Origin of the sequence: Saccharopolyspora sp. NPDC049426, from assembly GCF_040676935.1 — a bacterium.
GTDB lineage: Bacteria > Actinomycetota > Actinomycetes > Mycobacteriales > Pseudonocardiaceae > Saccharopolyspora.
Genome location: NZ_JBFAPZ010000006.1, coordinates 348,357 through 371,651, shown reverse-complemented (window position 1 = coordinate 371,651; position 23,295 = coordinate 348,357). Strand labels below are relative to the sequence as shown.

General features: G+C 71.2%; 24 protein-coding genes. 10 read left to right on the top strand and 14 right to left on the bottom strand.

Translation table 11 applies throughout. From position 1 onward, the window contains the following. The first annotated feature begins 28 nt into the window (after nucleotides 1-28). From AB0J78_RS15910 to AB0J78_RS15900, 3 genes are read left to right on the top strand one after another with little or no spacing between them, the layout of a single operon-like run. Entirely contained in the window at nucleotides 29-1,387 is a 1,359-nt protein-coding gene (locus tag AB0J78_RS15910) for an SLC13 family permease (protein ID WP_363789654.1), read from the top strand. Nucleotides 1,388-1,413: 26 nt separating this feature from the next. After that, nucleotides 1,414-2,637: a CaiB/BaiF CoA-transferase family protein gene (locus AB0J78_RS15905; RefSeq protein ID WP_363789653.1), complete on the top strand. Its 1,224-nt coding sequence runs from the start codon at nucleotides 1,414-1,416 to the stop codon at nucleotides 2,635-2,637. After that, on the top strand, nucleotides 2,634-3,581 hold the full coding sequence (locus tag AB0J78_RS15900; RefSeq protein ID WP_363789652.1) for a hydroxymethylglutaryl-CoA lyase: 948 nt from the start codon (nucleotides 2,634-2,636) through the stop codon (nucleotides 3,579-3,581). Before AB0J78_RS15905 ends, AB0J78_RS15900 begins: the two co-directional genes overlap by 4 nt. Nucleotides 3,582-3,585: 4 nt before the next feature. Here AB0J78_RS15900 and AB0J78_RS15895 read toward each other — a convergent pair whose 3' ends face one another. Beyond that, nucleotides 3,586-4,371 (bottom strand): IclR family transcriptional regulator, encoded by a 786-nt coding sequence (locus AB0J78_RS15895; protein WP_363789651.1) that lies wholly within the window; start codon nucleotides 4,369-4,371, stop codon nucleotides 3,586-3,588. A 131-nt stretch (nucleotides 4,372-4,502) separates the two neighbouring features. On the opposite strand from AB0J78_RS15895, the gene AB0J78_RS15890 reads away from it, so the two are divergent. Beyond that, on the top strand, nucleotides 4,503-4,850 hold the full coding sequence (locus tag AB0J78_RS15890; protein WP_363789650.1) for a hypothetical protein: 348 nt from the start codon (nucleotides 4,503-4,505) through the stop codon (nucleotides 4,848-4,850). 6 nt (nucleotides 4,851-4,856) lie between these two features. On the opposite strand, the gene AB0J78_RS15885 is transcribed toward AB0J78_RS15890, so the two are convergent. After that, a complete protein-coding gene (locus AB0J78_RS15885; RefSeq protein WP_363789649.1) occupies nucleotides 4,857-6,353 on the bottom strand; it encodes a potassium/proton antiporter in 1,497 nt (498 codons plus the stop codon). Between the two features lie 248 nt (nucleotides 6,354-6,601). Between AB0J78_RS15885 and AB0J78_RS15880 the strand changes: the two genes are divergently transcribed. Together AB0J78_RS15880 and AB0J78_RS15875 are read left to right on the top strand one after the other, a co-directional pair. Continuing rightward, on the top strand, nucleotides 6,602-7,894 hold the full coding sequence (locus AB0J78_RS15880; protein WP_363789754.1) for an acyl-CoA dehydrogenase family protein: 1,293 nt from the start codon (nucleotides 6,602-6,604) through the stop codon (nucleotides 7,892-7,894). A 31-nt stretch (nucleotides 7,895-7,925) separates the two neighbouring features. Continuing rightward, nucleotides 7,926-9,134, top strand: a complete 1,209-nt coding sequence (locus AB0J78_RS15875) for an acyl-CoA dehydrogenase family protein (protein ID WP_363789648.1) — start codon at nucleotides 7,926-7,928, stop codon at nucleotides 9,132-9,134. Nucleotides 9,135-9,349: 215 nt separating this feature from the next. On the opposite strand, the gene AB0J78_RS15870 is transcribed toward AB0J78_RS15875, so the two are convergent. After that, nucleotides 9,350-10,273, bottom strand: coding sequence for an alpha/beta hydrolase (locus AB0J78_RS15870; protein WP_363789647.1), 924 nt, complete (start codon nucleotides 10,271-10,273; stop codon nucleotides 9,350-9,352). A 347-nt stretch (nucleotides 10,274-10,620) separates the two neighbouring features. Between AB0J78_RS15870 and AB0J78_RS15865 the strand changes: the two genes are divergently transcribed. Beyond that, nucleotides 10,621-11,409 carry an ion transporter gene (locus AB0J78_RS15865; protein WP_363789646.1) on the top strand — a complete coding sequence of 263 codons (789 nt, stop codon included), beginning with the start codon at nucleotides 10,621-10,623 and terminating at the stop codon, nucleotides 11,407-11,409. Nucleotides 11,410-11,450: 41 nt separating this feature from the next. On the opposite strand, the gene AB0J78_RS15860 is transcribed toward AB0J78_RS15865, so the two are convergent. From AB0J78_RS15860 to AB0J78_RS15830, 7 genes are all read right to left on the bottom strand, one after another. Beyond that, nucleotides 11,451-12,602: a WXG100 family type VII secretion target gene (locus AB0J78_RS15860; RefSeq protein ID WP_363789645.1), complete on the bottom strand. Its 1,152-nt coding sequence runs from the start codon at nucleotides 12,600-12,602 to the stop codon at nucleotides 11,451-11,453. Beyond that, nucleotides 12,599-12,907 (bottom strand): type VII secretion target, encoded by a 309-nt coding sequence (locus AB0J78_RS15855; protein WP_363789644.1) that lies wholly within the window; start codon nucleotides 12,905-12,907, stop codon nucleotides 12,599-12,601. Before AB0J78_RS15855 ends, AB0J78_RS15860 begins: the two co-directional genes overlap by 4 nt. Next, on the bottom strand, nucleotides 12,907-13,308 hold the full coding sequence (locus AB0J78_RS15850) for a YbaB/EbfC family nucleoid-associated protein (protein ID WP_363789643.1): 402 nt from the start codon (nucleotides 13,306-13,308) through the stop codon (nucleotides 12,907-12,909). Before AB0J78_RS15850 ends, AB0J78_RS15855 begins: the two co-directional genes overlap by 1 nt. A gap of 18 nt (nucleotides 13,309-13,326) precedes the next feature. Next, on the bottom strand, nucleotides 13,327-14,142 hold the full coding sequence (locus AB0J78_RS15845) for an ESX secretion-associated protein EspG (protein ID WP_363789642.1): 816 nt from the start codon (nucleotides 14,140-14,142) through the stop codon (nucleotides 13,327-13,329). Next, nucleotides 14,139-14,465 (bottom strand): hypothetical protein, encoded by a 327-nt coding sequence (locus tag AB0J78_RS15840; RefSeq protein WP_363789641.1) that lies wholly within the window; start codon nucleotides 14,463-14,465, stop codon nucleotides 14,139-14,141. Before AB0J78_RS15840 ends, AB0J78_RS15845 begins: the two co-directional genes overlap by 4 nt. A gap of 15 nt (nucleotides 14,466-14,480) precedes the next feature. Continuing rightward, nucleotides 14,481-15,596: a hypothetical protein gene (locus AB0J78_RS15835; protein ID WP_363789640.1), complete on the bottom strand. Its 1,116-nt coding sequence runs from the start codon at nucleotides 15,594-15,596 to the stop codon at nucleotides 14,481-14,483. A 202-nt stretch (nucleotides 15,597-15,798) separates the two neighbouring features. Continuing rightward, on the bottom strand, nucleotides 15,799-18,282 hold the full coding sequence (locus AB0J78_RS15830; RefSeq protein ID WP_363789639.1) for a LuxR C-terminal-related transcriptional regulator: 2,484 nt from the start codon (nucleotides 18,280-18,282) through the stop codon (nucleotides 15,799-15,801). Between the two features lie 275 nt (nucleotides 18,283-18,557). Here AB0J78_RS15830 and AB0J78_RS15825 point away from each other — a divergent pair, with 275 nt between their 5' ends. After that, nucleotides 18,558-19,286: a DUF4352 domain-containing protein gene (locus tag AB0J78_RS15825; RefSeq protein WP_363789638.1), complete on the top strand. Its 729-nt coding sequence runs from the start codon at nucleotides 18,558-18,560 to the stop codon at nucleotides 19,284-19,286. Here AB0J78_RS15825 and AB0J78_RS15820 read toward each other — a convergent pair. Beyond that, nucleotides 19,283-20,047 carry a PIG-L deacetylase family protein gene (locus AB0J78_RS15820; protein ID WP_363789637.1) on the bottom strand — a complete coding sequence of 255 codons (765 nt, stop codon included), beginning with the start codon at nucleotides 20,045-20,047 and terminating at the stop codon, nucleotides 19,283-19,285. The genes AB0J78_RS15825 and AB0J78_RS15820 overlap by 4 nt on opposite strands. Nucleotides 20,048-20,168: 121 nt before the next feature. On the opposite strand from AB0J78_RS15820, the gene AB0J78_RS15815 reads away from it, so the two are divergent. After that, nucleotides 20,169-20,768: a hypothetical protein gene (locus AB0J78_RS15815; RefSeq protein WP_363789636.1), complete on the top strand. Its 600-nt coding sequence runs from the start codon at nucleotides 20,169-20,171 to the stop codon at nucleotides 20,766-20,768. 3 nt (nucleotides 20,769-20,771) lie between these two features. Here the strand turns inward: AB0J78_RS15815 and AB0J78_RS15810 are convergent, their stop codons facing one another. The 3 genes from AB0J78_RS15810 to AB0J78_RS15800 are packed head-to-tail and all read right to left on the bottom strand — an operon-like array spanning nucleotide 20,772 to nucleotide 22,247. After that, nucleotides 20,772-21,017, bottom strand: coding sequence for a GPP34 family phosphoprotein (locus AB0J78_RS15810; RefSeq protein WP_363789635.1), 246 nt, complete (start codon nucleotides 21,015-21,017; stop codon nucleotides 20,772-20,774). After that, on the bottom strand, nucleotides 20,986-21,831 hold the full coding sequence (locus tag AB0J78_RS15805; protein ID WP_363789634.1) for an NAD(P)H-binding protein: 846 nt from the start codon (nucleotides 21,829-21,831) through the stop codon (nucleotides 20,986-20,988). The genes AB0J78_RS15810 and AB0J78_RS15805 overlap by 32 nt, the downstream gene beginning before the upstream one ends. Further along, the gene (locus tag AB0J78_RS15800) at nucleotides 21,828-22,247 is read right to left on the bottom strand and encodes a nuclear transport factor 2 family protein (RefSeq protein WP_363789633.1); all 420 of its coding nucleotides are present in this window, start codon (nucleotides 22,245-22,247) and stop codon (nucleotides 21,828-21,830) included. Before AB0J78_RS15800 ends, AB0J78_RS15805 begins: the two co-directional genes overlap by 4 nt. Before the next feature lie 151 nt (nucleotides 22,248-22,398). Here AB0J78_RS15800 and AB0J78_RS15795 point away from each other — a divergent pair, with 151 nt between their 5' ends. Beyond that, nucleotides 22,399-23,217 carry a helix-turn-helix transcriptional regulator gene (locus AB0J78_RS15795; protein ID WP_363789632.1) on the top strand — a complete coding sequence of 273 codons (819 nt, stop codon included), beginning with the start codon at nucleotides 22,399-22,401 and terminating at the stop codon, nucleotides 23,215-23,217. The last annotated feature ends 78 nt before the right edge of the window (nucleotides 23,218-23,295 follow it).

Below are 23,295 nucleotides of genomic sequence, written 5' to 3'. Positions count from 1 at the left end.
GCAACGGCGCACGACGGAACGGACCCACATGTCAGACACGGCAATCCTGATCAACACGGGCGTGGCGGTGGCGGCCATCGTGCTGCTGATCGTCAAGTTCAAGCTCAACCCGGTGATCGCGCTGGTCCTGGGCGCCTGCTACCTGGGGCTTTCCACCGGGCTAGGCGTCGAGAAGACGGTCGACGCGATCACCACCGGTTTCGGCGACATCATGGCCGAGATCGGCCTGCTGGTCGCCTTCGGCGTGCTGATCGGCGCCGTGCTGCGCGATCTGCGGGCCATCGACCGGCTCGTGGAACTGCTCCTGCGCAGCTTCGGCCCTAACCGGTTACCGCACGCGATGGGACTGACCATCGCGACCTTCCTGCAGTCCATCTTCCTGGACGTGCTGCTGATCATCTCCGCGCCGCTGGCCAGGGCGATCGCCCCGAAGCTCGGCCGCTACGGCACTGCGAGGATGGCCACCGCGCTGGCCATCTCGCTGGAGTGCGGCATCGTGTTCACCGTTCCCGGGGTCGGCGCGCTGGCCCTCGCCGGACTGCTGCACGTACCGCTGGGCACCTACCTGCTCTACGGGCTGGTCGTGATCATCCCGACGGTCGCGATCTCGATCTCGCTGATGACCTTCGTGCTCACCCGCGGCTGGTGGAAGCCCGAGCTCGACGAGCTGCCCGCCACCGCCCCGGACGAGCCGGTCCGCGGCGAAGGACCCGGCGCGATGGTCGCGCCGGAAACCGGCAGGCAGGCGCCACTGCTGCTGGCGTTCGGCCCGCTGCTGGCCGCCCTGCTGCTCATCGCCGCCGGTGCCCTCGCCGACGCGGTGGACCTGCACAACCCCGTGCTCGCGCTGCTGTCGGATCCGGTCGTCGCCCTGCTGCTCGGGCTGGTCGGCACCTGCCTGGTCGGCCACCGCCACCTGGGCCAGTCCGCGCTGGACGCCTCGCTGAGCCGCGGATTGCGGGACAGCGGCCAGATCCTGCTGCTCAACGGCGTCGGCGGTTGCCTCGCCGGAGTCATCGACCAGGCCGGTCTCGGCGACATCCTGGGCAAGTTCTTCTCCGCCAACACCTTCGCCCCGCTGCTCGTGGTCTGGCTGATGGCCGCCGTCCTGCACGTGGCGGTCGGCTCGGTGACCATCTCGGCGATCACCGCCGCCGGTCTGCTCGCTCCGCTGGCTCCCGTCCTGGGCGTCAACCCGGTGCTCATCGCGCTCGCCGCGGGAGCCGGTTCGCTGTTCATGGTCCACCTGACCAGCAACACCTTCTGGTTGTTGCAGTCGCTGCTCGGCCAGACCACCCGGGGTGCCCTCAAGACCTGCTCCGTCGGTGTGTCCGTCGCCTCGGTGGTGGCCATGGGCCCGGTCCTGGCGCTCAGCCTCGTTCTGTAGGAACACCTTTCGCGAAGAGAGAAGCAATGGGCAACGACAGCACCCGGTACCCGCTGGAGGGCGTGCGCGTCCTCGAACTGGGCAACTACATCGCCGCGCCGACGGCCGGCCGGATGTTGGCCGACTTCGGCGCCGAAGTGATCAAGGTCGAGCGGCCGGGCAACGGCGACGAGCTGCGCGGCTGGCGCCTGCACGGCGGCTCCACGTCGATGTTCTTCCACACCATCAACAGGAACAAGAAGTCCGTGGTCCTGGACCTGCGCAGCGACGAGGGCAGATCGACGGTGCTGGACCTGGTCCGGCACTGCGACGTGGTTCTGGAGAACTTCCGCCCCGGCACGCTGGAGAAGTGGGGCCTGGGGCCGGAGGCGCTGGAAGCCGCCAACCCCGACGTGGTGCTCGCCCGCATCTCCGGATTCGGCCAGACCGGGCCGCTCTCGCAGCGGCCCGGATTCGCCGCGGTCGCCGAGGCCATGGGCGGCATGCGGGAGCTCGTCGGTGAAGCCGACCGGCCGCCCTCGCGGGTCGGGGTGTCCATCGGCGACTCGATCGCCGGGCTCCACGCGGCGTTCGGGATCGTCGTCTCGTTGCTGGAGCGCAGGTCGGGACGCGGAACCGAGACTCCGCTGTCGGACCGGGTGGTCGACATCGCCCTGCACGAGTCGGTCTTCTCCATGATGGAGTCGCTGGTCCCCGACCACCTCGCTCACGGCGTGCGGCGGCAGCGCGTCGGCGGCCGGATGGAGGGCATCGCGCCCACCAACGCCTACCCGTGCGGTGACGGCAGCAGCGTGGTCATCGCGGGCAACGGCGATTCCATCTTCCGCCGCTACATGCAGGCGATCGGACGTCCCGACCTGGCAGAAGACCCGGGCCTGGCGACCAACGCCGGACGCTGGGAGCGCCGCGACGAACTGGACCGGGCCATCGGCGAGTGGACCTCGGCCCGCTCCCGCGACGACGTGCTGGCGGTCCTGGACGACGCGGGCGTGCCGGCGGGCCCGATCTACACCGCCGCCGACATCTGCGAGGACGAGCAGTACCGGGCGCGCGACATGATCCAGGACATGCGCGTGGACACCGGTGGCGACGAGCCGGTCGACGTCGGGTTCCCCGGTGTCGTGCCGGTCATCGGCGGCACCTCGCTGCCGCTGCGCACGCCGGGCCCCGAGCTCGGTGAGCACACCGCGGAGGTGCTCGGTTCGCTGCTGGCAAGGACACCCGAGAACACCGGCGAGGAGCGGAAATGACGCACGGATTCCAACCGCAGGCCACCCTGCGGGACGTGACGCTGCGCGACGGCCTGCAGCTGACCGGCAAGCAGCTGTCCACCGAGCGCAAGGTCTCGATCGTCCGGGAGCTGCTGGCGCTGGGCGTGCCGAGCGTCGAGATCGGTTCGCTGGCCCGCCCCGACCTGGTCCCCTCGATGGCCAACACGCTGGAGGTCGTCGAGGCGCTCACCGCCGAGGAGCGGGCGCGCTGCTGGGTGTGGGTGGCGACGCCGCGCCACGTGGAGCGCGCCGCCGCTGCCGGAGCCGTCAACTTCCAGTACTGCCTGTCGGCCTCGGACGCGCACAACCGCGCCAACATCGGGCGGTCCACCGAGGACAGCCTGGCCGCGATGCCGCGCGCCGTGGAGCTGAGCCGGGAGGCGGGCGGCCGGATCCAGCTGTGCATCGCCACCGCGTTCACCTGCCCCTTCGACGGCTACGTGCCCGAGCAGCGGGTGCTGGACATCGCCGCCGATCCGCGCGCCGACGGCGCCGCCGACGTCGTCCTGGCGGACACCCTCGGCCAGGCCGTTCCCGCGCAGGTCAGCAGCCTGATCACGCAGGTCGCCGAGCGCACCCCGCAGCGCCGGATCGTCTACCACGGGCACGACACGTGGGGGCTCGGAGTGGCCAACACGCTGGCCGCCGTGCAAGCCGGAGCGGCGGAGGTCGACGGGGCGCTGGGCGGTCTCGGCGGCTGCCCGTTCGCACCCGGTGCCAGCGGAAACGCCGCCACCGAGGACCTGCTGTTCGCGCTGCGCCCGGACTGGCTGAGCACCGAGGTCTTCGCCCGGCTGGTCGCGCTGTCCGGCGGAGTGCTGGAGGAGCTCGGCGAGCCCAACCGCTCCCGCGCTGCGCAGGCGTCCCGGTCCAGCGCCACCGCGTTCCCGTGGGCGGTGGGGACGGAGGTGTCCTGCCGGTGAGCGGTCAGCGCGGGAGCCGGCCGCCCAGCGCGCGCGTGATGCGCTCGGCGTGCTCGATCAGCACGTCGATCCACGCCTCGCACTGCTCGTAGGGCATCCGCAGCGTCGGCCCGTGCACCATCACCGCGCCCAGGAGCTCCGCGTTCGCGTCGAAAACCGGTGCGGCCAGGCCGGAAGCGCCGTCGACCCGCTCGCCGACGGTGATGGCGTAGCCGTCGGCCGCGGTCTTCTTGATCAGCCGGGCGAGCTCGTCCCGGTCGGTCACGGTGCTCTCGGTCAGCTGCGGGAGCTCCTCCGCCAGCGCGCGCTCGGCCGACCCGGGTCCCCACGCGAGCAGGACCCGGCCGGCCGAGCCGACCGTGATCGGCGCGATGCTGCCGACCGAGACCTCCCGGCGCAGCGCGTGGCGGGTCTCGGCGACCGCCACGCACACCCGGTGCGTCCCCTCGGCGCGGAAGAAGCACGCGGTCTCGCCGGTGATGTCGCGGAGGTCCTTGAGCACCGGGTTGACCACGCCCAGCACGTCCAGGTCCTTGCCGGCCGCCGCTCCCCAGTAGGCCATCCGGACTCCGATGCGGAAGCGGTCCTCCGCGCGGTCCAGGAATCCGTGCCCGACGAGGTTGGTCACCAGGCGCTGCACCGTGGACTGCGGCAACCCGGTGATCTGCTGGATCTCCCGCAGGGTCAGCTCGGGGCGGCTCAACGTGAAGGCGTTGAGGATCTCGGCGATCTTGCCCAAGACCAGCAGCGGCCGCTGAGTCGCACCGCCCGAATCGCGTTCCTCCGGCATGTCCCGAACATACGGCAGACAGGGCCGCTCGTTCCGGGAAGACCGGAACCGCGGTTGGTGCTTTCGGTTGATCTCGGTTTCCCGGCGGTCGATCACCGGGTACCGCAGCGGGTGAGGGAAGGAGACGTCCGATGACATCGTTGGTGACGTTCCTGATCGCCGGGATCCTCCTGGTCGCCGTCGACGGGCACCTGCTGCGGCGCAGCGGGACCGCCTACCTCCGCGAGCTCGGGGACAACGCGGGGCCGCTGAACCAGTTGGTGACCGTCGTGTTCCACCTGGCGACGCTCGGCCTGGTCGCGCTCATCGCGATCCTGCCGATGGATCTGGGCGGCGAGCCCAAGACCGTGGTCGGCCGGATCGGCGTGCTGCTGCTGGTGCTGGCCGTGTCCCACGCGCTGACGATCTGGAGCTTCGGCCGCATCCGAGCGCGCCACGAGTCCGAGGTGCTGACGGCAGAAGTCGCGCGGCGGAGCTGATCCGGGTCAGGCCGGGTCGCCGCGTTCGCCGAACCAGTGGGCAAGGCGGCCTCGGCGGCTGACCGCGCGGAGCCGGTTCTCGGTGGCCTGACGCTGGGCGACCGTGGTGACGATGAACAGCTCGTCGCCGGTCTCGATGCCGGTCTCCGGGCTGGGCACGAAGGTGTGCCGGTCCCGGATGATCAGGGTGACGACGCCGGGCTCCGGCAACCGGAGTTCGCGGACCGTGACCGCGTGCATGGCCGAGTCCGGTGGCACCGACATCGACAGCAGTTCCGCGTCGAGGACGTCCAGCGGGGCCGCCTCGACCTGGACCTCTCGCGTCGCCTCGCGCGGCAGGATGCGCAGCCACCGGGCCAACGGCCGCAGGCTCGGTCCCTGCACGACGGTGAACACCATGACCAGCACGAACACGATGTCCAGCAGCCGCTGGCTGTTCGGGACGCCCTGCACTACCGGGAAGGTGGCGAGCACGATCGGCACCGCGCCGCGCAGCCCCGCCCAGGACAGGAACGCCTGCTCCCGCAACGGCACCCGGAACCAGACCAGCGACAGCACCACCGCCAGCGGTCGCGCGAGCAGCAGCAGCACCAGTCCGATGACCAGCCCCGGGATGATCTCGACGGTCAGGCGGGTCGGCGTGACCAGCAGGCCGAGCAGCACGAACAGCCCGATCTGGGCCAGCCAGGCGAGCCCTTCGGCGAACGACCGGGTCGCCGACCGGTGCGGCAGCCCGCTGTTGGCCAGCACCACCCCGCACAGGTAGGCGGCGATGAAACCGCTGGCGTGCACGGCCCCTGACGCGGCGAAGGCGACGAACCCGAGCCCGAACGACGCCAGCGGGTACAGCCCGGACGCGGGCAGGGCGATGCGCGGCAGCACCACGGCGCCCAGGAACCCGATGCCGAGCCCGAGCAGCGCCCCGAGGCCCAGCTGGTACCCCAGGCTGGCCATGACGTGTCCCGGTGAGAACACCAGCGGGGTCACGCTGAACAGCAGCACCAGGATCACCGTGGGCGCGTCGTTGAAACCCGACTCGGCCTCCAGCAGTCCCGCCACGCGCCGGGGCAGCGGCAGCACCCGCAGCACCGAGAACACCGCCGCCGAGTCCGTCGAGGACACGATCGCGCCGAGCAGCAGCGCCAGCTGCCAGTCGAAGCCCAGCAGGAAGTGCGCCCCCGCGGCCGTCACGAGGAGGCTGACACCGATGCCGACGGTGGCGAGGATCCCGGCGGGCGCCACGAGTTTTCGCACGTCCGACCACTTCGTGGTCAGACCGCCTTCGACGAGGATCACGGCCAGCGCCGTCGTGCCCAGGTTACGGGCCAGTTCGGCGTCGTCGAAGTCGATGCCGAGCCCGTCCTCGCCCAGCAGCACGCCCAGCGCGAGGAACAGCAGCAGACTGGGCAGTCCCACCCCGCGCGCGACGCGGGTGCCCACGACACCCGCCAGCAGCACCAAGGCACCAGCGAGCAGCACCCAGTTCAGCTGCTCCAGCGACATGTGACCCCCGCTACACAATCGGCCAGTGATACTAGCCAATCGCTTCACCGGCCACCGGAAACGGGCTCTTCAACCATCCATCGCGCGCAAAAGCAAGCAAGCCGTGATCGACCTCTCTGGCGCGGTGGCACCAGGGCACGTTATTTTACTCGTCAGTAGGTAATGCCCGGCCGACGCCGGCCGATTGGAGACGCACCGTGTCAAACGCCCATCGGGGACAGGCTGGCGGCGCTCGGAAGCGCGACGCCATGGGCCTCGGCCTCGCCGCCCTGACCAAGATCGCCAGCGCGCCGATCATCGACAAGTTCGGGCTGCGCAAGCAGTTCGAGACCCTGGTGCAGACGGGCACCCGAACCGGCTTCAGGGCCGCCGGCGCCGCGACCAGGTCCTTCAAGAAGGTCCAGGGCCACAACGAGCCCGTGCGCCTGACCCCCGCCCCGGCCAAGGACCTCTTCGACCTCGAACCCGACGAAGAGCAGTCGCTCATCGCCGAGACGGTCCGGGAGTTCGCCGCCGAGCAGCTGCGGCCCGCCGCCGTGGACGCCGACGCCAAGCTCACCCCGCCGGCCGACCTGCTGGAGCGCTCCGCCGAGCTGGGGCTCAGCGCGGTCGGCATCCCCGAATCCCTCGGCGGCATCGGCACCGAACGCTCCGCGGTCACCAACACGCTGGTCGCCGAGGCCCTCGCGCACGGCGACATGGGCCTGGCCGTCGCGGTGCTCGCGCCCTCGGCCGTCTCGACCGCGCTCACGCTGTGGGGCGACGAGGACCAGCAGGCCACCTACCTGCCCGCCTTCGCCGGCGAGAACGTGCCCGCCGCCGCGCTCGCGCTGCAGGAGCACGTCGCGCTCGGCGACCCGCTCAAGCCGAGCACCACCGCCAAGCGCACCCCGAAGGGCTACCAGCTCAGCGGTGTGAAGTCGCTGGTCCCGCGCGCCGCGCAGGCCGAGCTGTTCATCGTCTCGGCGAGCCTCGACGGAAGCCCCGCGCTGTTCCTGGTGGAGTCCTCTACCTCCGGTCTGTCCGTCGAAGCCGAACCGGCCATGGGCCTGCGCTCGGCGGCGACCGGCAAGCTGCACCTGGACCAGGTCGACGTCCCGGTGACCGCGCTGCTCGGCGAGGGCAAGCTCGACGTGTTCACCGACCTCGTCCGGCTCTCCCGGCTGGCCTGGGCCGCACTCGCGGCGGGCACCGGCAAGGCCGTGCTCGACTACGTCATCCCCTACGTCAACGAGCGCACCGCGTTCGGCGAGCCGATCAGCCACCGCCAGGCCGTGGCCTTCAGCGTCGCCGACATCGGCATCGAGCTGGAGAGCATCCGGCTGACCACGCTGCGTGCCGCCGCGCGCGCCGAGCAGGGCAAGCCGTTCGCCCGCGAAGCCGCCCTGGCCCGGAAGCTGGCCACCGACAAGGGAATGCTCATCGGCAACGCGGGCGTGCAGCTGCTCGGCGGCCACGGCTACACCAAGGAACACCCCGTGGAGCGCTGGTACCGCGACCTGCGGGCCATCGGCGTGATGGAAGGCGCGGTCCTCGTCTGAGGACCTTCGAGACGCGAAGGACTCTATTCTCATGATCAATCTTGAGGTCCCGAAGAAGGCGACCGCGCTGGTCAACCAGGCGTACCAGGCCGCTTCCGAGGTGTTCCGCCCGATCTCGCGCAAGTACGACCGCGCCGAGCACGAATACCCCAAGGAGCTCGACACCCTCGCCGCGCTGCTGGACGGCCTGAACTCCTCCGGCGAAGGCGGCGCGGGCGCGGCCGGCGTGCGCAAGGGCGGCGACGACGGCGCCAAGGGCAACCGCAACGGCGCCAACCTGAACCTGGTGCTGGGCACCATCGAGATGTGCTGGGGCGACGTGGCCATGCTGCTGGCCATGCCGCGCCAGGGCCTCGGCAACGCGGCGATCGCCTCGGTCGCCAACGAGGAGCAGGCCAAGCGCTTCGCGCAGGTGTGGGCGGCGATGGCCATCACCGAGCCGCACACCGGCTCGGACTCGGCCAACATCACCACCACCGCCGAGCTCGACGGCGACGAGTACATCCTCAACGGCGAGAAGATCTTCGTCACCGCCGGTGGACGTGCCGACACCGTGGTCGTGTGGGCGACGCTGGACAAGTCCCTCGGCCGCGCGGCGATCAAGTCGTTCGTGGTGGAGAAGACCCGTCCGGGCATCGAGGTGGAGCGCCTGGAGCACAAGCTCGGCATCAAGGCCTCCGACACCGCCGTCATCCGGTTGGACAACTGCCGGGTGCCGAAGGAGAACCTGCTCGGTTCCCCGGAGATCGACACCAAGTCCGGGTTCGCCGGGGTCATGCAGACCTTCGACAACACCCGCCCGCTGGTCGCCGCGATGGCCATCGGCGTGGCGCGGGCCGCGCTGGAGGAGACCGCGAAGGTCCTCGCCGAGGCGGGCGTGACGGTCGACTACGACCGCCCGGCGAACTCGCAGCACGCCGCCGCCGCTGCGTACCTGCAGCTGGAGGCCGACTACGAGGCCGCGTACCTGCTGACGCTGCAGGCCGCGTGGATGGCCGACAACCGCAAGCCGAACTCGCTGCAGGCGTCGATGGCCAAGGCCAAGGCCGGCCGCTCGGTCGTCGACATCACCCTGCGCTGCGTCGAGCTCTGCGGCACCGTCGGCTACACCGAGGAGTCGCTGCTGGAGAAGTGGGCCCGCGACTCGAAGATCCTCGACATCTTCGAGGGCACCCAGCAGATCCAGCAGCTCATCGTCGCCCGCCGCCTCCTCGGCAAGTCAAGCGCCGAACTCAAGTAACCCACCCCCACACCCCACCCCAACCCCGGGACCAGCCGCGACGGATTACCGCAGTATTCAGGGACCGGATCACGGCGGTATTCAGGAACCCGATTACCGCAGTTTTCAGGGACCCGATTACTGCGGTATTCGGGTCACCCCGGTCGGTCTGGACGGGTCGTCCCTGGTGGGCGCGGGGGTTGGTGGGGTGATGTGGCGGCTGGGAGTTGGTCGGGTCAGCTCTCGGTGCGTTCTTCGAGGGTGTTGCCGACGAGGGTGTACAGGGTTTCGGCCAGGCGTGTCAGGCCTGGTTCTTCCGTCGGGTAGTGGCCGCAGTTCTCCAGCATGACCACCGTGGTCGGGCCTGCGACCCGGTTGAGGAAGCGGAGGCTGATGTCCGCCGGGGTCCAGTCGTCGTTCGCCGGGTGAGCGAGGACGAGTGGCACTGAGCCGAAGTTCTCCGGCGGGGTGTGGCCGTAGCGGACGAAGCTGGTGAGCAGGCCGATCGGGGTCCTGGCGCCGCCACCTCGCGGGTCGGCCGCGCACAGCGCGGAGAGCTGCGGATCGCGGCTGATCTTGCGTTCGTCGGCGAGCCACCGCATCGGCACCCGGACGTCACCGGCGAGCCGTTCCAGCACGGCGAGACCGGCCGGCGGGATCGCACCGAGCGGACCGCGGGCGGCCCGACGACGGGCCTCGGCGTCGGCAGGGTCGAGCAGGCAGGTCGCGACCACCGCCGACACCTGCCCGGTGCGGGCGGCGACCTCGTAGGCCAGCATCCCGCCCATGCTCGCGCCGAACAGCACCAGCGGCCGGTCGTCGCGGAGCCGCTCGGCGAGGACGAGCTCGCACAGCAGTTCCACCCAGTCGCCATAGCGGATCCGGTGCGGACGCGGCACGACGGTGTTGCCGTAGGGCGGCAGGTCGACGAGCAGCAGGTCAGCCATGCCCGCGATCGGCGAGCACACCGGCCACAGCGCCCCCGAATGACCGGCGGCGCCGTGGATCACCATCACCCTCGCGGACGCTTCCGGAGCCGCGACCCGCGCGATGTGCACGCGACCGTCCCGCCAGTGCCACCAGGTCGACGTCGGCTCCACTTCGGAGGCACGCCGCCGGTAGGAATCCGGCAGGAAGCGGGCGTAGCTCTCGCTGTCCACCTCACCAGAGTGAGCGCGAAGCCCCCCGACTACAACTCACCCCCGTTCGCGTCGGCTTCCGCAACTGCGCCGCGAACGTCCGGAATGATCAGCAGATGCCGGTGAACGGTGCCCTCTTCGCGATCAACTGCGGCGCGAACGGGCCGTCGGGAAGTGCGAGGAACCTCAGTCCAGATCGGACACGTCGCCCGGTCCGCTGGACCGGCCGTTCCTGCTGGTCAGGGTCGCGCACATCGTCGGAGTGCGGTCGCGACCGGCCGCCGGGGACCGATGCGGGTCTGATCCGAGACCGGCCGACCGGCGCGGGTGCGCCGGTCCCGGTGGGAACGTGAGACACAATCACGACCATGACCAGCGCAACCGCGGCACCTCGCCGGACCTCCACGCTGGACATCGCCATGCTCGTGCTCGCGGTGTTCTCGCTCGGGCTGCTCTGCTACGCCACGTTCTTCGACACGACGCACGAGACCGCGCACGCGGTGTTCGTCATCGACACGGCGATCTGCGGTGTCTTCTTCGCCGAGTTCCTGTGGCGGTGGCGCGAGAACTCGTGGAACCGGCGGTTTCCGCTGCAGAGCTGGTACGAGATCCTCGGCATGATCCCGGTCGCGCACCCCGCGCTGCGCGGTTTCCGGCTGCTGCGTGTCGTCGTGCTGCTGATGCGCCTGGCCCGCACCGCCGATCGCGCGTTCGGCGAACGCATCACGCAACGGTTCATCGAGCGGTTCTCCCGGCCGATCGTGCTGGCCATCAAGAAGCCGATCACCGTCGCGGTCCTCGACGAGGTCGTGAAGGTCGTCGAAACCGGCCACTACCCCGAGAACATCGCGCGTTCGCTGGGCGAGCACCGCGAGGTGCTGCGCGAGATCGTCACCGAGAAGCTCAAGAACGACCAGCAGGTGGGCCGGATCAAGCACCTCCCGTTCCACGACGAGATCGTCAAGTCCATCGTGGACACCACGATCCGGGTCATCCTCGACGTGCTCAACGACGAGCGCACCGATCGCTTCTTCACCGAGGTCGTCCGCGAGAACCGCGGCCAGATCCGCCGCTCGGTCCAGCTCGGCCACCACGAGTCCGAGCCCGAGCCGCCAGCGGAACCCAGCGCCTACAGAGCTCAGTACCAGCAGAAATAGGTGTCGGACCGGCCCTGCCTCGCGCAGTGGACCTCAGCCCCTCACCGGTGCCCGTCGGGCTGTCGGGGGCCGTACCGGGAATCGTCCCGTTCCGGGAGGTCGAGCTCGCCCGACAGCCGCGCCGACAGCGACGAGGTGCGCTCGGCATCGGAGTCCTGCTGCTGCTTGCGCTGCGGAGTGATCGGCGGCATGAAGCCGCCGGCACCGCCGGGCGAGATCCCCGCGGTGGCCGGATTCGCGCCGCCCGCAACGGAAATCCCCGGAACCGGTCCGGCCTGCGCCGCACCTCCCGGGCTCGGGGTCATCTGCGCCGCACCCGCACCACCGGGCATCGAGGCCGCGCTGGTCAGGCCGGGCGAGCTCGACGACCCGGCGCCGCCGGTGGGAACCGAACCCGCAGCGGCGGAACCGGACGGGGCCGTCGATCCGGCCGTGACCTGCTCCGCCTGGTCGGCGATCTTCGAGACGACACCGCCGATGGCCCCGACGACCTTCATGACCTCGTCGACGTGCCCCAGCAGGCCCTGCGCGCTGTTGAGCAGGTTGCCCATGTGCCCCGAGATCCGGACACCGCACTCGGTCGCGATCTGCACGACCTGCGGGATCGCCGCCGCGATGCTCGCGCCGAAGGTGGCCTGCGCGGCGGCGATGGCCTGGTTCATGATGACGACGATCCGGCCGACCGCCTCGTTGACCAGGATCGTCACCTCGTGGGCGGTCTTGACGACCGCGTCGCCCATGCCGGCCAGCGCTTCGCCGAGCCCGGTGCTGGCCTCGCCGATCCCCTGAAGGCCGCCCACCAGCTCGGCCGCGGTCTTGAGGTACTCGGTGGCGGCAGCGCCCGACCAGCCGCTGGTCTCCGGACCGGCCGCCTGACCGTAGGAGTCGGAGATCGAAGCGACGCCGCGTCCGGTGTCCCGCAGGCTCTGCGCGCTGGAGGCGACCGCGCCCGGATCGCCCGCGAGCTGCTGCAACGGCTCCCCCAGGAACGGCACCAGGTCGGCCAGGAAACCGAATCCGGACCCGGCCAGCGCCGACAGCGGGTCGCCCGTTCCCCCAGCGGGCTCGCCCGCGGAACCGTAGCTGCCGGAGTCCCACCCACCGCCGCGCACCGCGTCGTTGGTGGAGCGCACGTCGGCGACGAACCGCACGGTTCCCGCCGATCCCAGCGGAAGGCTCAGGTCCACGCTCATCGGGCATCCCCTCCGCGCAGCGCCGCGACACCTTCGTCATCAGCTCGTTGGTAGTCCTCGGCGCTGCCCGCCAGACCCCGGCTCACGCTGTTCAGAGCTCCGGACGCGTACGACACCGCCTGCGCGGCCCGGGAGATGGCGTCGCCGAGCCCGAGGGTCGCGAACTCCATGAACGTGCCGAGCGCGTTGCTCGCGGGACCACCGGTCATGGCACCGGCCGCGGCCGACAGGCCGTCGGACAGGCCCGCCACGGTTCCGGCGTGAGCGCGGATCTGCTCGTGGTCGACGTGGAAGTCGGTGCTCATCAGACGATCACCCTTGGGTTGTCGAAGAAGTCGTCGTCGTCCTGCGGCTCCGGCTCGCCGGTGTCGACGGGCATGTTGTCCCGCACGAAGTCCAGGGCCGGGCCGCCGCCGAGGTAGTCGGTCATGATCTCCATGACGTGGGTGCCCACCATCCGCTGCGCCTGCTGCGCGGTCGCGAGGATGAGCTGGGCGAGCTTCTCGGCCTCCATCGCGCGGGCCGCCGGGGTCAGGCGGATGTCCACCAGCGCACCGCTGGGCCCGACCTGCACCGAGATCTCCCCGCGCGGCGAGGACGCCGTGCCGCTGACCTGCCCGAGCGCGGCACCCGCGGCCTTCGCGTCGGCCGCCGCGCGCGCCAGCGTCGCGTCGTAGTCCGCGAGCCACTGCTGTGCTGAGTTCACCGTGATTCCTCTCGAAGGTCAGCCCTGTTCGCGGGCGATCGCGACCAGGTCCACCAGCGCCGCGCGCACGACCGCTGGTCGCAGCGGGTTGATGCTCACCCATCCGCCGTCGGTCCGGCTCACCCGGATCCGCCCGTGCGGACCGTCCAACCAGGACAGTTCTTGCCCCTGGCGTCGGTGCCCGCGGCCGGTGCGCCGGGTCGCGCCGAGCTGGCCGCGACCGGTGAGGTCCGGGAGCACGCTCACCAGCCGGTCCAGCGCCCCCGGATCGCCGCCGCAGTCCCGGACGAGTTCGCGGAAGCGCCGCCGCTTGGTGCTGTCGTCGTCGATCCAGTTGAGCTCGGCGACGTCGTCCACCACGCGTTGCGGGAGGTTGATCGGCATGGACTTCGCCGGGTCCCGCTCCGGCACGAGCGCGAAGAGCTCGTCGACCAGGGCGTTCGCGGCGACGCGGCGGATCCGCACGGTGGTGGCGAGATCGTCGTCCAGCGGCTGTTCGAAGATCAGCGCCGAGGACCGGTAGACCATCGCCAGGACACCCGTCGTCCCGGACTCCCCGATCAGCACCAGGTCGACGGTGCCCCGGTGCTGCCGGAGCGCGTCGAGGAGTTCGGCGGCGGCTCCGGTCGGGCCGTCCTCGTCGGCGAGCCCGCGCGCCCGCAGCGTGTGCCCGGCCGCGGCGAACAGCACCTCCCGCTCGCCGGCGATGCGCCCGAACGACGGGATGCGCAGCGGGAACGGCCAGCTCGCCCCGGCGTGGGCGGCGAGCAGGTCGAGTTCGATCTGTCCGAAGTGGATTCCGTCGCTGCGCGGACGGGTGAGCGCGGTCGTCATGTCGCCGTCCCCTCGGTGCCGCGCAGCGCGTCCGCGGCGGCGGTGTCGGTGTTCTCGTAGCCGGTGGCGGTCTCGTGCAGGGCGCTGTGGAAGTCGCCGAGCTCGGTGTGCGCTGCGGTGATCTCGTGGCTCAGCCCGGACTCGCCTGCGCTCTGCCGCAGCCGCATCGCCAGGTGCAGGGCGGGTGGCGCGGTGCCCAGCATCGGCATCCGCTCGGCCAGCTGCCGCGCGGAGGTCACCAGCCGCTCGGTCTGCTCCCCGACCCTGGACAGCTCCCCGACCTGCGCGGCGAGGTTCTCGGTGGTGACTCGGTATCCGCTCAACGGTCCACTCCCGTCTCAGCCGATGACCGGCGCGCTGGCCGGTCGGTCGTCGTCGAAAAGCCCCTGGTCGATGGTGGGCAGCTTGTTCTCGTGCACCTGCTGCTCGTCGGCGTCAGCCCCGGCGGCTCCCCGCGCGGGCGCCATCCCGTTAGCACCGGCACCGGAGGCGCCGCCGAACATGCCCCGCGCACCGAGCAGTCCGAGTCCCGCACCGGCACGGCCCGCTCCGCCCAGCGGATCGGTGCCACCGACCAACTTCGCCCACGGCACCCCACCACCGGTGGCCGCTCCACCCGCCCCGGAGAACCCCGCCGCCGAGGTGGACGCGGGCGCCGACCCCCAGCCGGCGCCCTGCGCTTCGGCCGGAGCGATCGCGGCACTGCTGCGGCGCAACGCCGCCTCGTACTGCGACATGACGTGCACCGCCTCCGCCTTCTTCTCGGCGGCGTTGGCGGAGGCGAGGAACATGCTGGTCCCGCCGGCAGCGGCGGCACCGACGGCCGCGCCGATCATGGCGCCGGGCACCGCGCCGACGCCTCCCGCAGCGGCACCGATGACACCGCCGACCACGGCACCCGCGCCCGCCCCGGCGACGCCGGTGCCCATCACCGTTCCGGTCGCGTCCCCGGGCGGTGGCGGCATCGAGTTCCGGGCGGAAGCGAGGGCGTCGCCCGCGTTCTGGGCGGCGTGGGACACGGTGCTCGCCCGCTCCCCTACGCCTGAGGTCCGGTCACCGATCTGCCCGAGCCTGCTGGTGGCCGCGTCGGCGGACTCGCTGGTCCAGTGCGTTCCCATCTCCGCGCGGTGCCGTTGCATCGCATCGGCGTGACCGGCGAGTTCGGTGCTGTGCCTGCCCCATTCGTCGGCGACACCGGTGACGTCTGCGACGTCGGCGTTGTCCCACACCATCGCGTACAGCTGCTCGTGGGTGTAGGCGTTCCAGTTGGTGCCCTCGGGCGGGATCGGCGAGCCGAAGTAGCCCTCCCACACGTTGGTGAGGGTGCGCACGACGGGTTTGCCCACCTCGCCGACCGGCCCGGCCTGGTCGAGCACCGACGTGGTCGCCCTCGCCAGGTCCTGCACCCCCGCGGACGCCGCGGCGACGACGTTCACCTCTCCGGTTTCGGTCATGTCCGGTTCTGCCTTCCTCTGATCGGCCGGTACCGACGGCCGAAGTCGCGTCGCTGGAAGGCGAAACGCGCCCGCTGCCCCCATGCCAGCGGCGCTCCTCCAGCGCGGTACCGAAAGATCACCAGAAGGCGACGTCCGAAACATCGGTGATGTTGCTGATGTTCGCGACGGGGCACAGCCGCTGCTCCCACGCAACGTGCCCTCAAGAGCGGTCCCGGTACTTGACCGCTAGTTCGAGGCGCGACGAGCAGTCGAGTTTGCGCAGGATTCGCGACACGTGGGAGTCCACGGTGCGCACGGACAGGATCAGCCGCTCGGCGACGTCGCGGTTCGTCAGCCCCTGGGCGACGAGTTCGACCACCCGCATCTCGGCGCCGGTGAGGCTGTCCCAGCCGTGCTTGGGACGTCCGCGCGGGCCGGACGCGCCCAGCTGCACGCCGTAGGAGCGCAGGTTGGCGGCGGTGCGGTCGATCTCCCGGTGGGCCGCCATCGCGGCGAACCTGTCGATCGCGCTCTGGTAGGCGGCTTTGGCGGCGTCGGACCTGCCGGAGGCGGCCAGCGCCACCGCGGCGTCCTGGGCGGCCTGCGCGGCGGCCAGCGGGGTGCTGTTGTCGGCGAAGTCCTGCGCGGCGGCGAGCAACCGGTCCACGTCGCGGTCGACCAGACCCGTGCAGTAGCCGATCCTGCTGTCGTCCTCGTCGCTCCACTCCCGCATCCGCTCGATGAGGCGGCGAGCGAGGTCGCGTTCACCCCCGGCCACGGCGATGCGCACCAGTGGAACGCAGACCGGGGCGACCGAGCGGTCGTGCCGCATCCCAACGTCGTGGTCGACGACGTCGCGCACGACGTCGACCGCCCGCTTCAGGTCGCCGTCGACGCCGGCCAGCACGGCGCGGGTGACCATCATCAAGGACTCGTAGAACATCGCCACGCCGTACAGGTCGGCTTCGTCGGCTAGTTCGGCGTGCACGCGCGCGGTCGGCAGGTCCCCGCGGTTCAGGAGGATCGTGGCCGCCACCGCGTGCAGCGGGCCCGCCATGCCGTGCTGGTGCGGAAGCGCCAGCCCTTCCTCCACCTCGGCCAGCGCCCGGTCCCACTCGCCGAAGTTGAGCGCCGTCACGGCGGCGATGGTGTGCGTCCACGGCAGGAAGCCCAGGCCGAGTTCGCGGGCGACCGGCCGCGCCTGCTCGATGGTCTCGGTGACGGCGGGGTCGTGTTCGAGGTTCTGCAGCACCGCGCGCAGCAACCGGGACATCAGCCACTGCGCGCGGTCGTAGGCCGCGATCTCCAGCAGCGCCGACGCGCGGTCGAGCTGATCACCGGCAGCGGCGTAGTCGCGGAGCAGGCACTGCCCGATGGCCCGGATGTTGCACAGGTAGATCTCGACGAGCGGGTCGTCGGCCGCTGCCCGGCTCGCTCGGGCCACCGCGCGCTGGGTGGACTCCAGGTCTCCGGCGAGCAGGTGGGCGTAGGCGTCGAGCGCGGCGAGCCGTGCGGGCAGTTCCCCTTCCCGCCGTTCCGTTTCCCAGACCGCGAGGGCCGCTTCGGCGTCGAACTCACCGTTGGCGATGACGCCCAGCACGACGAGCAGCCGGTGCCGGATCGCCTCGTCCGGATCGGCCAGCAGTCCTTCGGACGCCGCCCTGCGCGCCTGCTCGGTCCGGCCGCTCCACAGCAGGGCCTCGACCCACGCCACCCGCAGCTCGGGCAACCGCGGGTCGCCGGGCAGCAGCGCGGCCACCGCCCGTTCCAGCAGTCGCGCCACGGCCGGTGTGGCTCGGGAGGTCAGCTGGTGGGCTCGTTCGGCGAGCCAGTCGACGGTCCAGGGATCCACCGGCGCGTGCACGAGGTGGTCGGCCACGCGCTCGGCGGGTGCTCCCCGGTCGGCGAGCGCGCGAGCCACCGAGCCGCGCAGGCCCGCCGATGCGGCGGCGACGTCGTCGCGCACCAGCGGATACCGCACCCGCACCTCGCCGCCGGACTCGTCGACCAAGCCCCGGGCGGACATCCTCGCGACGGCGGAGAGCACCTCGCTCGGCGTGGCACCGGCCACCGCGGCGAGGTCGTCGACGGAGGCGGTGTCGCCCAGCAGCGCGGCGCAGCGCAGCACGTGGACGTCGGAACCGGCCAGGTCCGCGGCCCAGGCGGTCACCTGCGCGAACCTGTCCGCGGCGTCGATCCGGCTGAGCAGCCACGGATTTCCCCCGGCGTCAGCAGCGTTCGGCGACGGTCCCTGGAGCATCGCGCTGACGGCGTCGTTCGCCAGAGGGGCGAGGTCGTGCACGATGGCGAACCGGTCGAGCGCGGCGAAGCGCTCCGGTGCGACGCCGCGATGCCGGCCCGCCACGACCAGCAGCGGACGGCCGTAGATCTCCCCGGCGAGGCCGTGCAACGTCAGCAGCGTGTCGTCGTCGGCGTGGTGCAGGTCGTCGATGACGACCATCGCGGGCTCGTCCCAGTCCGGTGTTCCTGCCGACAGCGAGGTGCGCCCGCCCGGCCGCAGCACCGGCACCCGGTGGAGGTGCAGCCCGGAGTCCCGCATCGCCGCGAGGTGCGCTTCCAGCAGGGCCGTGACCCCGATGCCCGGATCGGCGCGCACCACGACCAGCGCCCCCTGCCCGACCTCCGCGGCCGAGGAGGCATCGGCCAGAACGCGCAACGAATCGTCCCGCCCGACGAGCGTCACGCCACCCCCAGCTGTTCGACGACGTTCGAACACACACTACGGCGAACCCCACTGCCCCACACCACTTTCGACAGAACAGCGGCCAGGAACGGGCGGCTCACCCATGAGTGGCTGACCTGGGCACATCGCCTACGCGCAACTGCACGGCGGTGGAACACGGACCAAAGGCCCTTACGGTTGGCGATTTTCACGCGCTTACTTGCTGGGACCTCCGGAGCGGGTCCTCTGCCCCTCGGGCACCCCTCCTCTGCAGACCGACGCGACAGGAATCCGTCATGGCGCAGCAATCCGCTCCACTCCCACCTCAACCCCCGGTCGCACCGAAGAACGGATTCGGCACCACGGCCCTGGTGCTGGGAATCATCGCCCTGCTGTTCGCCTGGATTCCGTTCGTCGGTTTCATCGGCTTCGTCCTCGGCGTGCTGGCCATCGTGTTCGGTGGCATCGCCGTCAACCGGGCGCACAAGAGGTTGGCGAACAACAAGGTGATGTCCTACTTCGGTCTCGCGCTGGGCGTGCTCGCGTTCGTGATCTCGATCGCGATCTTCAGCACCGCCGTCAACTCGATCAGTCGTACCACCCCGCCACCCGCGAGTGCGCCCGGCGGCGAGGTGACCGACCACGCGTTCGGCGGCACCGCCTCGTGGAGCGGTGGTGAGCAGATCACGGTGGCCGGTCCCGATGCCGTGGCCGCGGACAACCCGTATCTCGGTCCCGCTGACGGCAAGCGCTGGATCGCGGTCGACGTGACCGTCAGCAACACCGGCACCAGGCCCTACCAGGTGATGAGCACCGCCTTCACCGCCCAGCACTCGAGCCGCGTGGCGCAAGAGGCGTTCATGTCGGAGGCGAACGACTCGCTTCCGAGCACCGAACTCGCTCCGGGGCAGAGCGTTTCGTTCACCAAGGTCTTCGAGGTCGAAGACTCTTCCGGGGAGTTCAAGCTCTCGGTCAAGCCGAACGCCTTCGCCTCCACCACGGCGTACTTCACCGGCGCCGTCTAATCCAGGTCTTCGAGGAAGTCCGGTGGGCTGTGGCGGTCGAGGGCGCGGAAGAGGACCGCGTGCTCGGTGCCGAGCAGTGCGCCGTTGGCGGCGAGGATCTTCGGGATGAAGTCCGCCGGGGCGGGATGCTCCGGGAGCGCGGCGAGGTAGGCGCGGTGGGCTTCCAGCGAGGCGACGCCGAGCTGCACCGGCCTGCCGGTGACGTCCACGCCGTGCGTCGCGTCCAGCTCCCCGGCCATCCCCGGGAGGAGGAACCACCGCGCGCTCCACGTGTCGAGGCCGTCGTCGTCGATCTGCTCGGGGAAGATCCACCGGTTGCCCGCGTCGTTGATTGCATCGATGGTGGCCAGGCCCGCGACGCGGTGATCGGACTGGTTGAACCCCATCGGCGTCTCGATCTCGTACGACGTGCCGACCACGGCGTCCGGTTTGAAGCGGCGGATCTCGCGGCAGATGTCGTGGCGGAGGTCCAGCCCGTAGACCAGCACCCCGTCGGGGTGCTGGAGCACGGTGAGGTGTTCGACGCCGACCGTCTCGCACGCCGCCCGCTGCTCGGCCAAGCGCAGCGCGGCGGTCTCCTCCGGCGGGTTGGGCATGCCCGCTTCACCGTGCGTGAGCAGTAGATATCCGACGTCGATGCCCCGCGACGTCCAGCGCGCGACTGCCGCTGAGGTGCCGTACTCCATGTCGTCCGGGTGTGCGACGACGCAGAGCACGCGCCGGAAGGTCTCATCGGGCAGAGCGGGCAACAACTCGGTCATCGCAACGAGCCCCCTCGGTTGGACGTGCCCCGATTCTGCACCCGCGCCCACCGGTCCGCCGCAGGCCGCGAAGCCGTCGAACAGCAGTTTCCGCGGCGTGCGTTCCGGTAATCTTCGCCGCGTGCGGTGGTTTCTGGCGCAGGACCCGGTGAGCCCGTTGGAGACGACCTCCTGGCTCGGCAGCATCGGCTCGTTCGTGCTGGCCATCCCGGCCACGCTGCTGTCGATCTGGGCGTTCCGGCTCAGCTGGAAGCAGCAGCGGGAGCAGGAGCGGCAGGCTCGCGAAGCGTCGCGGGCCATGCAGATGGTCGTCGACGAGCTGCGGGCCATCGCCACGACGGTGGAGTCCGTCAGCCTCCAGCGCGACACCGGCCCCGCCGTCGCGATCAGCGAGCACGAGGACGTCCACCCGTGGTTCGCCCCGGTGCCGACCACCGACGACGAGGAGCCTTCAACGAACTTCGGCGGAGCTCCCGAGCCACCGCCCGGGTTCGGGTACGACCAGGGCTATTCGCCGTCGCCCACTCCCTCGCAGCCGACGCCCGCACCGGACGCTCTGAACTCGATCGCCACCAAGCTGGCCCGGATGGAATCACGCGCGGAGACGCACTCCCTCCGGTCGATGAGCCGTCAGCGCAGGACGAACCTCCTCGCCGCGGTCTCGGCAGCCATCGCTCTGATCGCCTTCGGCGCCGGCCTGCTCAACGCGTTCCCGTGGTGATCCTCATCGAGCCCCGACGCTGACGGCCGCGGTCCGCGCGACCGCCGTGTTCACGGCCGATGCTCCCCAGCTGCCCTGCTCGATCTCCTCGGCGCGCTTGGCGACTCGGCACGACCACTTCGGCGCCGGGTGCAGTGTCAGCAGAACGCCGCTGGCCGACAGCACCGCGATCAACGCCGCCGTGCGTCGGGGTACAAACCGTGCCGCTGCGGCGTGGTCAACCGTCGGACCACGCCGCAGCGTGGACATCGGCGAACTCCTCGAACGACCGCGGCGGACGGCCGGTCAGGTCGAGGACCGCGGTGCTCACCTGATCCTCCCTGCCCTCGCGGATGCCCTCCTCCACCGCCGCGATGCTCGCCGCGAACTCCTCCGAGTCGCCCGACGCCCGGTAGTGGGCCGCCTGCTCGTCCGTTCCGATCTCCGCCACGCGGACCTCGTGACCGGCGCGAGCGGTGATGATCGTCGCGGCGTCGGCGTAGCTCAAGGCCTTCGGGCCGGTCAGCAGGTAGTCGCTCTCACCTGTGCGTTCGGCGCCGGGCCGCAGCAGGGCGAAGGCGGCGGCCGCGATGTCGTGCGCGTCGATCCACGCGACCCGTCCGTCCCCCGCGGCGGTGCGGATCTCACCGCGCCGGCGGATCCGCTCGCCCACCGGGTGCGGGCTGAGGAAGTTCTGCATGAACGCGGACGCCCGCAGCACGACCCAGCCCGGCTGAGCCCGGACCGCGTCCGCCATCCGCAGCGCGCTGGGGGCGTTCGGCAGCACGATGGCCGAACCCAGCAGCACCACGCGGTCCACCCCGAGGCGCTTCGCCTCGGCGAGGAACGGCGCGACCAGCGGCATCGGGTCCACCGAGTTCACCGGAGGCACCAGGAAGACCGAGTCCACACCGCGCAGCGCAGGCGCGTGGGTGGCCAGGTCGTGCCAGTCGAACCGGATCGACCCGGGGTCACCGTGCACCGGGTTGCGGCTGGCCACCCGCACCGGCACGGCCTCGGCGCGCAGTAGTTCCACCAGGGCGGTTCCGGTCTTCCCGGTACCGCCGGTCACGAGAACGGTCACCGGGCGACCTCCGAGTTCAGCGATTCGACCAGTTCGGGCAGCGTTCCGGTCGCTTCGGCGTTGGCCAGCGGGTTCCAGTAGTCGCGGAAGCGGGTGATCAACCCGTCCTGGACGGTGATCACCACGACGTAGTCCATCCGGTAGGGCTTTCCGGTGCGCAGCGAGCGCCCGGTCGCGTGGTACTCGACGATCGCGGTGTCCGGCCGCTGCGTGCGGTGCGCGGTGAACGCGGGCACCTCCCGCATGTCGTACAACTGAGGGAATCCGGCGAGGTATCGGCGGACTTCCTCACGCCCGGCCAGGCTGCGCGCCGAATTCCCGGTGGCGAACGGGAACTCGGTGATGCCGTCCTCGGCCCACAGGTTGGCCACGGCGTCGGTGTCCTCGGTCAGCATCAGATCCAGCAGTCTGCGCATCGTTTCTTCAGGAGTGCGCGGCATTTTCCCTCCAGCGCTCATCGGGTCGTGCCACCGAGCCTGGTCGCGGCGGTGCCGCTCGGGAACTGACGGCTGAGCCCCGGAACGCCAGTGGGTGCCTGAGCTCGCCGAGCCGTGCCATTCTGATCGGGTGAGCAGAACTGACCTGGCCGATTTCCTGCGCAGGCGGAGGGAGTCGGTGCACCCGGATGAGGTCCCGGTCGCCGTCGACCCGCCGGGAAAGCGGGCCCGGCGCACTCCCGGGCTGCGCCGCGAGGAGGTCGCCGCGCAAGCAGGCATCTCGGTCAACTACTACGAGCGGCTGGAACAAGCCCGCGTCTCACACCCGTCGCCCGAGGTGCTGGGCGCGCTGAGCGCGGCGCTGCGGCTCACCGACGCGGAGCGCGAGCACATGGCGCGGCTGGCCGGGCAGATCCCACCCGCCACCTCCGAGCGTCGGCCCGTGCCCGCCGAGACCCGCCGTCTGCTGGACCAGCTCGGCCCGATCCCGGCCTACCTGCTCGACGAGCGGCAGGACATCGTGGCCTGGAACGACGCGGCGGTCGCGCTGATCACCGACTTCGGCCGGATCCCGGAGGAAGATCGCAACGCGTTGAAGCTGCCGCTCCTGCTGCGCGACACGCTCTGCTCCGCCCCGCCCGGCGCGGCAGGCGAGTTCGTCCAGCACACCGCGGCCCAGCTGCGCACTGCCAGCGCCCGCTACCCGACCGACCGCGCCCTGAACGAGCTGATCAACGAGCTCGCCGCCCGCAGCGCCGATTTCGCCGACGCCTGGCGCGACCACGACGTGCGCCCCAGGACGACCCTCCGCAAGCGCCTCCACCATCCGCGGCTGGGCGAGCTCGACTGCGACCTGCAAACCCTGCTGCTGGCGGGCAGCAACCTCCAGCTCGTCATGTACACGGCCGCCCCGAACACCCCTGCGGCCGAAGCCCTCCCCCCGCGCTGAGTTCCGAGGAGCGTTGCCCCGGGGCGGTTTTGGCCCGAACCGTTCCGTTTCGCCCGGTCAGTTCGGACCAAAACTGCC

Coding starts and splice junctions, on each gene's coding strand:
- AB0J78_RS15910 (WP_363789654.1), top strand. CDS start 29: ATGTCAGACACGGCAATCCTGATCAACACGGGCGTGGCGGTGGCGGCC.
- AB0J78_RS15825 (WP_363789638.1), top strand. CDS start 18,558: ATGGCGCAGCAATCCGCTCCACTCCCACCTCAACCCCCGGTCGCACCG.
- AB0J78_RS15820 (WP_363789637.1), bottom strand. CDS start 20,047: ATGACCGAGTTGTTGCCCGCTCTGCCCGATGAGACCTTCCGGCGCGTG.
- AB0J78_RS15855 (WP_363789644.1), bottom strand. CDS start 12,907: ATGAGCACCGACTTCCACGTCGACCACGAGCAGATCCGCGCTCACGCC.
- AB0J78_RS15885 (WP_363789649.1), bottom strand. CDS start 6,353: ATGTCGCTGGAGCAGCTGAACTGGGTGCTGCTCGCTGGTGCCTTGGTG.
- AB0J78_RS15905 (WP_363789653.1), top strand. CDS start 1,414: ATGGGCAACGACAGCACCCGGTACCCGCTGGAGGGCGTGCGCGTCCTC.
- AB0J78_RS15900 (WP_363789652.1), top strand. CDS start 2,634: ATGACGCACGGATTCCAACCGCAGGCCACCCTGCGGGACGTGACGCTG.
- AB0J78_RS15835 (WP_363789640.1), bottom strand. CDS start 15,596: ATGACCGAAACCGGAGAGGTGAACGTCGTCGCCGCGGCGTCCGCGGGG.
- AB0J78_RS15875 (WP_363789648.1), top strand. CDS start 7,926: ATGATCAATCTTGAGGTCCCGAAGAAGGCGACCGCGCTGGTCAACCAG.
- AB0J78_RS15810 (WP_363789635.1), bottom strand. CDS start 21,017: ATGTCCACGCTGCGGCGTGGTCCGACGGTTGACCACGCCGCAGCGGCA.
- AB0J78_RS15800 (WP_363789633.1), bottom strand. CDS start 22,247: ATGCGCAGACTGCTGGATCTGATGCTGACCGAGGACACCGACGCCGTG.
- AB0J78_RS15845 (WP_363789642.1), bottom strand. CDS start 14,142: ATGACGACCGCGCTCACCCGTCCGCGCAGCGACGGAATCCACTTCGGA.
- AB0J78_RS15880 (WP_363789754.1), top strand. CDS start 6,602: ATGGGCCTCGGCCTCGCCGCCCTGACCAAGATCGCCAGCGCGCCGATC.
- AB0J78_RS15895 (WP_363789651.1), bottom strand. CDS start 4,371: ATGCCGGAGGAACGCGATTCGGGCGGTGCGACTCAGCGGCCGCTGCTG.
- AB0J78_RS15890 (WP_363789650.1), top strand. CDS start 4,503: ATGACATCGTTGGTGACGTTCCTGATCGCCGGGATCCTCCTGGTCGCC.
- AB0J78_RS15865 (WP_363789646.1), top strand. CDS start 10,621: ATGACCAGCGCAACCGCGGCACCTCGCCGGACCTCCACGCTGGACATC.
- AB0J78_RS15860 (WP_363789645.1), bottom strand. CDS start 12,602: ATGAGCGTGGACCTGAGCCTTCCGCTGGGATCGGCGGGAACCGTGCGG.